The sequence below is a fragment of the Luteolibacter sp. genome (genome assembly GCF_039920825.1).
Classification (GTDB): domain Bacteria; phylum Verrucomicrobiota; class Verrucomicrobiia; order Verrucomicrobiales; family Akkermansiaceae; genus Luteolibacter.
On the sequence record NZ_JBDSCX010000008.1, the window covers coordinates 106,682 to 118,737 of the forward strand.

Sequence of the window (12,056 nt, forward strand, 5' to 3'; positions counted from 1 at the left end):
ACAGGGCCTTTGGTCAGTCGCACCGGCACCCGACTTTTCCATTCCCCCTTTCTGATTCCGCGTCTTTCGCAAATATTTCTTCAATGCAGTCCGACAAACTCCACATCCTGCTGATGGGACAAACCCCGCCACCCTGGCATGGACAGGCGGTGGCGACGCAGTTGCTTTTCGATCATGATTGGCCCGACTTTGAGGTTCACCGTTTGCGCATGGAGTTCAGCGAGGAAATGCTGGAAGTCGGGCGCTTCCAGTGGAAAAAAGTCGCTCATCTTTTCCATTTGATCCGGAGCGCCAGGAAGATCCTCAAGGCCAATCCCGGGTGTGTCCTTTTTTACCCGCCGGCGAGTGCCAAATGGATCCCTTTTCTGCGGGATGTGGCTTTTCTGATCAGCCTGCGACATCTCGCAGGCAGCACGGTTTTCATTTTCCACGCAAGCGGCCTGCCGGTCTTCGTGAAAAACGGACGGCTGCGCGGTCTGCTAGGAAACATGGTCTATCACCATGCGGAAGTCTCTTTGGAGGTGGCTCAGGAACTCATCACTCCGCATCAGGCATTTACGGCGCAAACCTGGCAGTGGTGTCCCTGCGCCATCGATGTGCCCGAATTGAACCGGGAACCACTCACGACTCCCGGGCATTTCACCGCCTTGTTCGTCGGCAGTTTGCAGGAGGGCAAAGGTGTGCTCGAAATCCTGAGGACCGCTGCCATCCTCAAGCAGCAGGGTCGGGCCGATGATTTCCGGTTCCGGATCGTCGGAAAATGGTTCTCAACGGAATTCGAAGATGAAGTCCGCCTTCTGAGAGCGGAACTCGGACTTGAAGACATGGTCGAACTGGTAGGGCAACTGACCGGAGATGCCAAGTGGGACGCCTATCGAAACGCCGACGTGTTCTTCTTTCCGACCCACTATGCCTCCGAAGCCACGCCCATCGTTCTGATGGAGGCTCTGGGTATGGGACTTCCTCTTGTTTCCACCGAGTGGGCCGGAATCCCGGCGATGCTCGACGGTTGTGCGTCTGCGAGAATCCTTCCGATCAAATCGCCTGAAAGATACGCGGCGGAACTCATCGAACTCGCATCGGGGAAAACACCCGCAGCTGAAATCTCCGGAATTTCCAGGAAATTCTATCAGGCAAACTTTCTGCCCGCGCGCTTCATCGAACGGGTCGGTGCCAGTTGGAAAACCGCCGCCGCTCTCAATCGCAAAGCCGGTCTTCCCGTCCATTCGTTAGCTCCGGAACCCACTGCCCGCACCGGCAAGGCGGAATCTCCAGACATCACTCCGGGTCTCACGCTCTCGGTCTATCTCGCAGATCAGAACCCCGGGCATGACCGGAGTTTCGGAATCTCGCGGATGTCACAAGTCGTGTTGGAGGCCCTGCAAGCCACTGGCCAGGTCAAAATCGAGGTCATTGCCTCAAAAACCTCGCAACAGGCGCCAGAAAGCCTGGGACCTTCCAGCATCCTGCCGTGGGGAACGCGCAGAAAGTCAGTTCGCCTGTTGACCGATCACTTTCATCCGCTGTTCAAGAGGAGTGGCCCTGCGCCGGATCTTCACTACTTCCCCAAAGGCTACCTTCCCTTGTTGAGTTTCCGCTGCCGCCCGTCAGTGGTGACAATTCACGACACGATCATCCAATACGACGAGGACCATTATCCGAATTGGAGAAATCCGTGGGAATACTATTATTGGGCGAAGATGTTGAAGCATACTCTTCGAAAGGCGGATAGAATACTAACTGTCTCGGAATCCTCAAAAGGGCAGATTCGTGACTTCATGCGACGGCATGAAATTGCACCCAAGGAGATCATCGTGACTTACGAACCGTGCCTCTATGAGAGAATCCCACAACCTGCCGAACCGGCCAAGGAAAACTATGTGATCCATCTGGCGTCATGCGAACCACACAAGCGGACGGCCCACCTGGTCCGTTGGTGGAACGAAGCGGAGTCGCGCGGACGCCAAATGCCCATGCTGCACCTGATAGGAACCGTTCCGCCCGAAGTCTCCGACCTGTTGGCGAATTCGCGCAGCATTGTGAAACGCCCTTTTCTAGCGGATGCGGCCCTCCAAGCGGCCTATATGGAAGCCAAAGCACTCATTCTCCCCTCGGAAATCGAAGGCTTCGGACTTCCAGCGTTGGAAGCCTACTATCTGGGAACCCCCGTGTGCTTCGTGGAAGGCACCTCGGTCGAGGAAATCCTCGGAGTGGTTACCGACAAAGGCGCGTTCTCCCTCCAAAGCCCCGATTCCCTTTTCACCGCGCTTGACGAGGTAATGTGCATGAATTCCACGGAAATCCGCGAATGTGGCCTGAAACTTCGGGACACCTATGCCGCGAAAAAAGTGGCGGAGAAAATCTTGAGCGCATTCCACGGCATCACCGTGTGACGGTTCCGATGCGACGATCACCCACGACCGAAGATCCTGAAAGCAGCCTTCGAGAGACGCTTCATATCGAAGGGACGTCGCCAATTCTCAATGGCAACAAAATCATAACGAATCGCCAGCAACCGAAAAAGAATCATCGCCATGGGACCGAATGTCCGAGATCCGAAAAACGACGACCCGCTCCGTAACCAGCGGTTCTTTTTACGAAAAACCATCTCATCGCGATGATGCGCGAGCACCCAGGCTCCGATCGTCTCATACTCGGAAAACTCGCTTCCGGATTTCCCCGGCAACCGACTCAACACGGCCTCGACGTATGACTGTGACAGTCGCTCTTCGATATCCTGCAGCAACTCCCTCACCCAACCCGCCCTAACCGGAAGACATTGGGCGATGAACGATAAATTTGTTAGTCGCTCCAAGTCACACAGTGCCTCAATGGTATCAAAATAGGGCTGGTGATGCTCCTTGCCATGATAATATCGGATACATCCGGTTGGTCCGTCGCTGAAATCGATCTTCCGCAGCGGCACCGTATCCGCATCCCAAATAACAACTAGTTCCCCATCATCGAGGTCCGATTCGGCGATCGCATTGATCTTGATGAACTGCTGGAACAGCCAATGCACCCGGTTGGTGTTTGCCCCAGAAACTTTTCCCCGTATCATATCGAGCTGGCAGTTGGAGGAGAATCTGCTTTCCCCCGTGATCTCCCAGCCCGGAGCGGTGGCCGCCTCGAACACACCAATCTGATCGTCCGGACAGACGAGTTGATAGGAATCCGCGTCAATCAGGCGGATGACCTGCCGCGAGGTGACCGTCCACACGGAAATATCCCTGGCCTCGCAAGCCGAAATCACCCGGCTAACACGGTTTCTCCGTGCTGTCAGTGGCGTCCGCCGCGTGCTTTCTCTGATTGCGTTCATTACCGGAAACCTGAAGAAGTGCCTTTCATCCGGAACCGAAAAGCAAACAGAATTTTCCGATCACCCGCCTCACAATGATCCGCATCGTCCTTCTCGGCCGGACCGGCAACCACCTGTTTCAATACGCGCTCGGACGGGTGCTTGCTAAGAAGCACGGGGTGCCGCTGGTAATGGATGCATCCTGGTTCAACGCGGAGGGCTGGGCGGAGGTTTCCCATTTCCTCAAGCTGCCGCTGAAGGCGAAAGTAGTCCGCCGGGTTTCCCTCGCCACCCGTGCGCTGCGCAAGGTCACCGGACGACATTATTGGGAATATCGCAAAGTACCTGTCCTGCGGGAAAATCCGGATGATCAGTCATTTGAACCCGGCTTTCTGGACGTTCCGGCGGATTGCATGTTGTTCGGGTATTTCCAGACACCTCTTTATTTCCAAGGCATCGATGCGGAGCTGCGGGACGAGTTGAACCACCTGCTTTCCGCCTCGGTGCAACCACCCGCTCCAATTCGCGAGAAACTGTCCGATCCCAACTCCGTGGCGGTCCACGTCCGGAGAAGGGATTACCTGACCTTGCAAGGTTTTTTGGTATGCGACAGCCAATATTATCGGGACCGGATGGATCAAATGCGCACGCGCCTCGGAACCGCCCGCTTCCACATTTTCTCCGACGATCCTGAATGGTGCCGCAGCGAATTCCAACGGGATGACGAGATCGTTATGGATTCGGGAAATGATGCCGTTAATCCTCTCCACGACCTCTACCTGATGAGTCTCGCATCCCACCATGTCATCGCTAACAGCACCTATTCCTGGTGGGCCGCGTGGCTCGGAAAAAAGGAAGGCCAGCAAGTTCTCATGCCTGACCGCTGGTATGCGTCCGGCCCCAAAGCCCCGATCCATGAAAAGCGGATGCCGGGCTGGCGGTGATTGACAAATTCCCGGACGGAATGCCGGGTTGACGCGCACCCCATGACACCACCAAAAGACCCCATACCCGTAGAGATCGATCCCTTCTACGCGGAGGATCTGCGGCAGATGGAACGGGCCGTCAACTATCGGGATTGGCAGTTCCGGATGGTTGAGCCTTTCCTTGGCCGCCGGGTCCTGGAGATCGGCGGAGGCATCGGAAATTTCACCCCTCAACTCGCCGGAAATGGAAGAAAGGTGACGAGTCTGGAGCCGAATGAGTTCTGTTTCAGGCAGCTCGAGGAAAAAACGCGGGAACTCTGCAATGTCAGACCGCTCCGGGCCACGGTGGAATCCCTGGACACGGTGCTTGCGCCCGAGGAGCGATTTGACAGCGTGGTGCTGATGAACGTCCTCGAACACATTCAAGATGATCGCGCCGTGCTGAACACATTGAAACAACGGCTCGCCACCGGCGGCCGTCTGATCGTTCTGGTGCCTGCGGGACCGTGGGCCCACGGACCCATCGACGAACGGTTAGGACATTACCGGAGGTATTCCAAATCCTGCTCAAGGATCCTATTGCAAAATGCCGGTCTTAGTTTGGAATTCATGCGGTATTACAATTTCATCGGCATCTGGGGCTGGTGGTGGAACGCGAAAATGGGAAAACTGGAGGGTCAGAACGACGCGCAGATCCGCTTTTTTGATCGTTGGGTCGTGCCTCTCGCTTCGCGAATAGAGCGTTTGATCCGCCCGCCAGTCGGACAGTCCATCCTTTTCGTCAGCCGAAATATCGAGTCATGATGTCCAGCGATACCTCCGTGAAGCCCACCATCGCCGTGGCCATCCCCTGCTATCAGGAAGAGCTCACCATCGGCAAGGTCGTAGCCGATTTCCGACAGGAACTGCCCGACGCACGAATCTATGTATATGACAACAACTGCACCGACCGCACTGCTGAAGCCGCTGCCGGATCAGGAGCCATCATTCGCCGCGAGAAGCGCCAGGGAAAGGGATTCGTGGTCGCCGCAATCTTCGAACAACTGACGGAAGACATCATCGTCATGGTGGATGGCGACGACACCTACGAGGCCTCGCACGTGCACCAGCTGCTGGAGCCCATACTGCGGGGCGATGCCGACATGAGTGTGGCGACCCGGCTCGCAAGCCATGGTGACGGTTCCTTCCGGCCCATGCATCTGGCCGGAAACCGGATGATTTGCTCCATCATCAACAGAGTGTTCGGATCCAGCGTCACTGACATCTTTTCCGGATACCGCGCATTCACCCGAGCCTCGGTCCAACAGATTCCCATCACCACAAAGGGGTTCGATGTGGAGACAGAAATGACATTGCAATCCCTGTATCGCGGGCAGGTGATCCAAGAGGTTCCCGCACCCTACCGGGCACGGCCCGACGGAAGTTTTTCAAAACTGAACACCTGGTCCGACGGCTTCCTCGTCCTTTTGCGACTTTTCCTGATCCTGAAGTCCTACAAACCGCTCACCTTGTTCGGAAGCATCTGCCTGCTGACGGGAACGCTCGGCCTGGCGGCGGGTTTCATGCCAGCCCATGACTTCATCACCAATCCGGACCATTATGTCTCTCATGTCCCCAGCGCCGTGTTGGCGGCGGCACTGATGATCCTATCCATGATCTCCCTCAGCGTGGGACTGATCCTCAACAGCATCAACCTGCGCTTGCTTGAACTCGAGCGACTTACCATCCGACAGGGCAAATGACAGAAACGGATGTGAAGACACACGCTCCCGATTATCCCTCTCTCCCGATGACCGGTAGCAACGGCATTCCTCCACGATCCGGCGATGGCTCGGCCAAGAAGACCAGTGTCTGTCTGGCGATCTGCCTCGCGGTCGTACTCGCTTGGTTTTCCCCGTGGTGGGCAGGTGGCAGGAATCTGGCACCGCTCGATCTGGCGAACGAGATGATGCAACCCTGGAGGGGAGCTGGCGAACCCGGCATCGCGAAAAATCATTTCGTCTCGGATAGCATTGATGTGGTCCTCGGCTATCACATGGTCGCCGCCGACAGCTACCGCAAGGAAGGCTGGCTGGGATGGAGCGATCTAACTTACGGCGGCACCGCGCAGTATGCCAACACGATGGCCCTGTATGATGACTGGGCGATGCAGCTTCACAGGTGGTTTGATTTCTGGACGGCGTGGCATCTCGGATTGATCGGCCAGGTCTTGTTAGCCGCTTTTGGCATGGTCCTCCTGCTGAGAGGGCGGGGTGCGAACGTGGTGTGGAGTAGTTGCGGTGCCCTGGCCTTCGCCGCAAATTCCCAGTTCGTCACCTGGATCAACCACCGGTTCGCATTGGGTCCATTCTGCTGGGTGCCTTGGATCCTCTGGGCCATTGATTGCCACCGGCGGGGAAGGCGCTGGGCCTGGGGGCTGGTGCCGATTTTCATCTCGCTCGCATTCCTCGGAGGAACTCTCCAACATGCCGCGATGGTGGCACTGGCGGTGGCGGCGAGTTGGGGCGAGGAAGCTTGGCTCGCCTGGCGAGGTCGGGCTCATTTGCGGCGGCAGGCAGGTCTATTTGGTCGCTATGCGGTATGGGGAATCCTCGGGGCCGGCATTTCCGGGCTGATGCTGGTGCCGTGCACCGACGCGCTGATGACCAGCAACAAGCTGGGGTTGCACTTCGGACTTTTCGCGCATGCGGAAAACGGAATCTATCCGCAGGGCATCCTTCAGCCGCTATTCAACCTGGCAGCCTATCCGCTACAGGTGTTCCCTTCCGCGCTCGGACGGTGCGACTCCATGGACCTGCTGAAGTTGTTCAAGAGCGAGTTGTTCTTCGTCGCCTACATTGGAACGCTCCCAACGCTCATCGCCTTTCTCGCCATCGGCAGAAAGGAAACCGGCGCACTCGAGAGACTGCTGATCCTGATCGGGCTGGTGCTGCCGCTGACACCCGCGGTGCGGTTCCTCTATCAACGGCTGTTGTTGCTGTTCCTCCTCGGAGGGGCGATGGCGTTCGTCGCGTTCATGGGGCAATCCGCAGACCTGACGCGGCGAAAGTTGTGCAAAATCACCGCATGGGTCTCCGGGTCGATGGCGGCACTGTGGCTGGCGGGCAGTGTCGCACTTTCGCTATTTGGAAAAAATTTCCTGATAGCGCTGCACCAGCGAATCCTAACGGCTGCCAGCGGAAGCTCCTTCGCCGGGTGCCGGAAATGGCTGGAGACCCGTGCGGAAAACTTCACGGGCGACCTTTTCATCTGGAGTCCCCAACAGGCAGTACCGCTGCTGCTTCTGGCGATGGCGTTGTGGGGGTTGGGATGGACGGCCAGCCGATTCAAGTCACGGCGAAATACGGGATCCATCCTGCTGGCCACCGCCATCGTGCTGGAGGTGACGATGTTCGCGGCCCGTTGGGTGGTTTGGGCGGACCCCGCGAAATATCCATTGTTTCCGGAAACACCCGAAGTGGCTGCCCTCAGGGCGAATGTGGGACGCGACGGCAGGGTCACCACGATGAACCACCTGACAGAACATTTATCCCGGACACCATTCGTGCCGAACACACTGGAGGCATACGGAATAGCTTCCATCACCGGCTATGACAGCGTCGTTCCCAACGGCATGGTGATGCCTAACAACATACCTGTCGATGCCGACAAGCTCGGACGATTCGGAGTTTCCCATCTCATCACCTGGGCCGGCAATCCGGATGTCCCGCCGGGGTGGAATATTATATGGAGCAGTCCGGTTATGGATCTGTATTCGAACTCGCTCGCGCTGCCCCGATACGTAGCGTTCCGGACGGATGGGGAAAGAGACGGTTTCCTCAACGGCGCGGAACGTAACTTCCTTCCGGTTCATGAGACGACGGGAAAGCAAAACACCCGTCATCTGGAAATCCCGTCGGAAGCCCGCTGGGTGCGCGTCGCCGAAAACGAGGACGACGGATGGGAATACCGCTGCGACGATCATTCCGATTGGGAACCGGTCCTGCGAGCTCGGGATGCCAGCATGTTGATGGAAATCCATCATCCTGGTGAGACAACTGAAATTGAAATGCGTTACAACCCGCCTCTCAGGCGTCTCGGGTATCGGATGACTGGAACCTCCTTGTTTCTGCTGGCGGCCGGCTCCGTCTGGATGTTCCGCAGAAAGCCGCAAACCGCAATTTCAAATTCATGACCGTTCATCTCACCCACCCGGAATCCCCTGCTCATCCTGCGGCGGAATCCATGCTTCCGGCGATCGGCGGGTTCCCGCCGTCCGACCGGGCGTTGTTCCTGGCAGGCTACAGCGAGCTTTGCAGGATCGACCTATCAGGCAAGCGGGCTTTGGAGATTTGCGGTGGGTTCGGCAAACTGGCGGCCGGATTGGCGGAGGTTTTTCCGGACGCCCGGGTGACAGGTCTGGACCTTTACGCCGCAGGGGGACCGGAGATCGAGGAACGGCTGAAGCGGCTGCCGGGTCTTTCCTACGTCGCGGGGGATGCATTCGATCTATCCGCCTTTCCGAATGCGTCGTTTGATCTCGTGTTGGGACAGGCGGCGCTCCATCACCTCGCGCATGACGTGGACGGGCTGGCGGCACAAATCCTGCGGGTGCTGAAGCCGGGGGGGCGATTGGTGTTCATCTTCGAGCCCATGGGGCACAATCTGCTAGTGGCGGCGATCCGTGCGGTGCGGATGGCGAGGCATGAACTCGGGGACGAGAGCAATTTGTATCTTTCGCAATTCGAGCGGATGGCGAAAGGGTTCTCAACCTGTGAGGTGCAGATGTTCAATTTCCTCGGATATCCGATGAAGGCTGTTTCGGACCGATTCAATTTCCTCTCCACCGCCGTCCAGCGGATCGATTCGTGGTTGTTCAGATCGTTTCCTAAACTCCTGCGCTACGGAGCCAACTGCAACGTGATCTTCACGAAGTGAGCACGCGCGTTTTCACCTGCACGCCGGTGGCCTTTGGAGGCGGACCGGATTTTTTTGCCCGTGACAGCGGGCTGATGTGCCGCGGACTTCGGGAAATCGGGTGCGAGTCCCGCGCGGTGATGCCCGGCGCGCGACAGGATGATGACGAGCCGGATCTCATCCGCACGGAATTCGCGAATCTCGAATCCGCGGCTTGGTGGAACGCCCACCAGCTTGACGCGGTAATCCTCTACGCATGGGGAAGTCCGCGGTTCCGCAAGGTCGCGGCAGCAATCCGGCAAGCCGGGATTTTCCTCATCCTGAATCAGGACAACGGCGGATTGATCAGTCCGCTGGCCGGATTCCGGGGATGGCTCGCTGAACAGCGGATCCTATCAGGAAGCGGCGACCTCGCGGGGTTCGTGAAACGGGTCGCCCGCGGTCTAACGACCGGGCTGCTGGTGACCGACCCGATGAGGGCCGCACACCTGAGACAGGGTGACGTCATCGCCTGTGTGTCCCCCGTTGCGGCCGGTCACTATCGGAAACTGTGCCGGGCATACGGCGGTGACCGGCTTGCACGGCGTGTCGAAGTGCTACCCCATCCCGTGCAATCGATTTTTCGCACCGACGCGGTGCCTAAATCGCGGCAAGTCGCCTGTGTCGGCCGTTGGCAGGAGAGAATCCAGAAACGTCCGGAACTGATGCAATCCGTGATTGGGGAAATCATCAGGCTGGACCACGAAGTCCGTGTTGAAATTGTTGGCACAGACACTCCGGAGCTGGAGATGTGGCGGCGATCACTCGATGCGGCGCATCGCGAACGGGTCCATCTGCGGGGACGCGTGGGCCGAAATGAGCTCGCGAGGATCTTAAGGGAATCGCAGATATTCTACAGTCCTTCGGCATTCGAGAGTTTCGGAATCGCGGCCGGTGAAGCGTTGTGCTCGGGGTGTTCGGTGGTGGCAGGCCGCTCCCCCTCGATGGCGAGCTTCGAGTGGTTCACTTCCGACGGCTCCGGTCAGCTGGCGGAAACGGATGATGCCGCCCAACACCTAACCGCACTTCAGAACGAACTGTCGAAGTGGGAAAGCGGCTTGCGGAATCCCGAACTCATCTCAAAGACATGGACGTCCCGACTGCATGCCGACAAGGTGGCCGAGCGCGCGCTTGAACTCCGGGCGAATCGCCTGAAAACTCCCTGAGCGAAATGGATTTCACGATCATCACGCCGAACCTGAATTACGGGAGATTTCTCGCGGACTGCTTGTCGAGTGTGGCTGGCCAAACTGGCGTGACTCTTGAACATCTGGTTTTCGACGGTGGTTCCACCGATGAAAGCCAGGAGGTCGCGGCACGTTTCCCCGAAGTGGAGTGGAGCCAGGGCAAAGATTCAGGAATGTCAGCTGCGATCAACAAGGGTTTCGACAAGGCACGGGGAGACTGGGTGATCTGGCTGAATGCCGATGACCGGCTGAAGCCCGGCGCGCTGGCGGAAATGTTGATACGGCTTCGGCAATCGAAGGCGGACCTGGTCTATGGCGACTACGACTTCATCGACCGGAATGGCGGATGGCTGCGAACGATGAAGGTGCCCCGCTGGTCGAGGTTCGCGCACATTTATCATCATTGCTATGTGCCTTCCACGGCGGCGTTCTATCGAAATTCCACCGTGATCGGGAAAGGCCACCGGTTGCGGGAGGATTTCCGTTATGTCATGGATGGCGAATTTTACGCGCGGCTGGATTCCATCGGGATGAAATTTGAACATGTCCCTGTCAATGTCGCGGATTTCCGGCTTCATGACGCGAATGCCTCGCATCGTCACCTCGCGCGGACAAAGGACATGGACATGATCCTGGAAGCGGAACGACAGCACGTGGAGTCCCGCGCGATCCGCCGGGCCTACGGGATCACCATTTTCAGGGATCCCTATCATATCGGTCTGATAGACGGAGTGTTGTCCGTCCTATCGCGGAGCTGGAAGGCGATTCTCAAGCTGATCTGAACCTTGAATTGCAACCCCACCAACTTGCGGATAGCGGCGGTGTTCGCGACCATGAACCGGTCGGCGACAGCGAAGGCGTGTATCATGGCTCTGGCCCGGCAAACCCGTCCGCCGCAGTTGGTGATGGTGGCGGACAATTGCTCGACCGACGACACGGCGGAACTGCTCAACGGTCTGGCAGACCTGCCGTTCGAGCTGGTGGTTCACGCGATGGATGAGAACCGTGGAAACGCCGGCGGGGTGGAGGTGGTGATGGACCTGTCGTTCGCGGCGGGTGCCGACGCGGTGTGGATACTTGATGACGACTCCTGGCCCCGCGAGCCGGCGCTGGAGGCCATGCTGACAGAACCGTGGAATCCAGAGGTCGTGCGGCACGCGTTACAGATTGATCCATCGACCGGAAATTTCACGTGGCCGCAGCAGATTGATGACGGGCGCGGCGGCTGGAAATTGGCTTGGTGCGAGGGCGATCTGCCTCATGGAGATTTGATCCGCAGCCGAATTTCATGGACCGGCGCGCTGCTGCCGCGCGAAGTCCGCGAGGCGGTGGGACCGGTGCACGGAGAATTGTTCATCAGGGGCGAGGATGAGGAATATCCGTGGAGGATCGAGCGCGCCGGATTCGATCAAGCGGCTGTCCGGGGTGCGGTGATGGATCATCCCGGACCGCAAAACGTCGTCCACTGGCATTTGCTAGGAAAGAGCTTTTTTTTTGAACGGGGGCTCGCCGACTGGAAGCTCTACTATAAAATCCGCAACATGGTCTGGCTGAAACGCAAGCAGTCAGGCGACCGGAAGGCGCTCGGGATGGCGATGGCCTACTCGATCGCGGCAGTGGTGATCGACGGAGTCGATCGGATTCCCTTGCTCCGGCGGGCAATCCGCGACGGTTGGCACGGTCGCCTCGGGAAAATGAAGGACTAACCGA

10 protein-coding genes are annotated in these 12,056 nt (G+C 58.0%); 9 read left to right on the forward strand and 1 reads right to left on the reverse strand.

All coding sequences use genetic code 11. The features are described 5' to 3' along the window. Window positions 1–83 precede the first annotated feature (83 nt). On the forward strand, window positions 84–2,393 hold the full coding sequence (locus ABIQ96_RS01685) for a glycosyltransferase (protein ID WP_348212799.1): 2,310 nt from the start codon (window positions 84–86) through the stop codon (window positions 2,391–2,393). A gap of 17 nt (window positions 2,394–2,410) precedes the next feature. Here ABIQ96_RS01685 and ABIQ96_RS01690 read toward each other — a convergent pair whose 3' ends face one another. Next, window positions 2,411–3,319 (reverse strand): hypothetical protein, encoded by a 909-nt coding sequence (locus tag ABIQ96_RS01690; protein WP_348212800.1) that lies wholly within the window; start codon window positions 3,317–3,319, stop codon window positions 2,411–2,413. Window positions 3,320–3,393: 74 nt separating this feature from the next. On the opposite strand from ABIQ96_RS01690, the gene ABIQ96_RS01695 reads away from it, so the two are divergent. From ABIQ96_RS01695 to ABIQ96_RS01730, 8 genes are read left to right on the forward strand one after another with little or no spacing between them, the layout of a single operon-like run. After that, window positions 3,394–4,242 (forward strand): alpha-1,2-fucosyltransferase, encoded by an 849-nt coding sequence (locus tag ABIQ96_RS01695; protein ID WP_348212801.1) that lies wholly within the window; start codon window positions 3,394–3,396, stop codon window positions 4,240–4,242. A 42-nt stretch (window positions 4,243–4,284) separates the two neighbouring features. Next, window positions 4,285–5,028, forward strand: coding sequence for a class I SAM-dependent methyltransferase (locus ABIQ96_RS01700; protein ID WP_348212802.1), 744 nt, complete (start codon window positions 4,285–4,287; stop codon window positions 5,026–5,028). Beyond that, the gene (locus tag ABIQ96_RS01705) at window positions 5,025–5,966 is read left to right on the forward strand and encodes a glycosyltransferase (RefSeq protein WP_348212803.1); all 942 of its coding nucleotides are present in this window, start codon (window positions 5,025–5,027) and stop codon (window positions 5,964–5,966) included. The genes ABIQ96_RS01700 and ABIQ96_RS01705 overlap by 4 nt, the downstream gene beginning before the upstream one ends. Continuing rightward, on the forward strand, window positions 5,963–8,398 hold the full coding sequence (locus tag ABIQ96_RS01710; RefSeq protein WP_348212804.1) for a hypothetical protein: 2,436 nt from the start codon (window positions 5,963–5,965) through the stop codon (window positions 8,396–8,398). Before ABIQ96_RS01705 ends, ABIQ96_RS01710 begins: the two co-directional genes overlap by 4 nt. Beyond that, window positions 8,395–9,141, forward strand: a complete 747-nt coding sequence (locus ABIQ96_RS01715; protein ID WP_348212805.1) for a class I SAM-dependent methyltransferase — start codon at window positions 8,395–8,397, stop codon at window positions 9,139–9,141. Before ABIQ96_RS01710 ends, ABIQ96_RS01715 begins: the two co-directional genes overlap by 4 nt. Next, window positions 9,138–10,325 carry a glycosyltransferase family 4 protein gene (locus tag ABIQ96_RS01720; RefSeq protein WP_348212806.1) on the forward strand — a complete coding sequence of 396 codons (1,188 nt, stop codon included), beginning with the start codon at window positions 9,138–9,140 and terminating at the stop codon, window positions 10,323–10,325. Before ABIQ96_RS01715 ends, ABIQ96_RS01720 begins: the two co-directional genes overlap by 4 nt. Window positions 10,326–10,330: 5 nt before the next feature. After that, window positions 10,331–11,128, forward strand: coding sequence for a glycosyltransferase family 2 protein (locus tag ABIQ96_RS01725; RefSeq protein ID WP_348212807.1), 798 nt, complete (start codon window positions 10,331–10,333; stop codon window positions 11,126–11,128). Between the two features lie 3 nt (window positions 11,129–11,131). Further along, the gene (locus tag ABIQ96_RS01730; RefSeq protein WP_348212808.1) at window positions 11,132–12,052 is read left to right on the forward strand and encodes a glycosyltransferase; all 921 of its coding nucleotides are present in this window, start codon (window positions 11,132–11,134) and stop codon (window positions 12,050–12,052) included. The last annotated feature ends 4 nt before the right edge of the window (window positions 12,053–12,056 follow it).

What these genes read in the sequence shown, in the direction of transcription:
- ABIQ96_RS01685 (WP_348212799.1), top strand. Translation starts at nt 84, where the DNA reads ATGCAGTCCGACAAACTCCACATCCTGCTGATGGGACAAACCCCGCCA.
- ABIQ96_RS01690 (WP_348212800.1), bottom strand. Translation starts at nt 3,319, where the DNA reads ATGAACGCAATCAGAGAAAGCACGCGGCGGACGCCACTGACAGCACGG.
- ABIQ96_RS01695 (WP_348212801.1), top strand. Translation starts at nt 3,394, where the DNA reads ATGATCCGCATCGTCCTTCTCGGCCGGACCGGCAACCACCTGTTTCAA.
- ABIQ96_RS01700 (WP_348212802.1), top strand. Translation starts at nt 4,285, where the DNA reads ATGACACCACCAAAAGACCCCATACCCGTAGAGATCGATCCCTTCTAC.
- ABIQ96_RS01705 (WP_348212803.1), top strand. Translation starts at nt 5,025, where the DNA reads ATGATGTCCAGCGATACCTCCGTGAAGCCCACCATCGCCGTGGCCATC.
- ABIQ96_RS01710 (WP_348212804.1), top strand. Translation starts at nt 5,963, where the DNA reads ATGACAGAAACGGATGTGAAGACACACGCTCCCGATTATCCCTCTCTC.
- ABIQ96_RS01715 (WP_348212805.1), top strand. Translation starts at nt 8,395, where the DNA reads ATGACCGTTCATCTCACCCACCCGGAATCCCCTGCTCATCCTGCGGCG.
- ABIQ96_RS01725 (WP_348212807.1), top strand. Translation starts at nt 10,331, where the DNA reads ATGGATTTCACGATCATCACGCCGAACCTGAATTACGGGAGATTTCTC.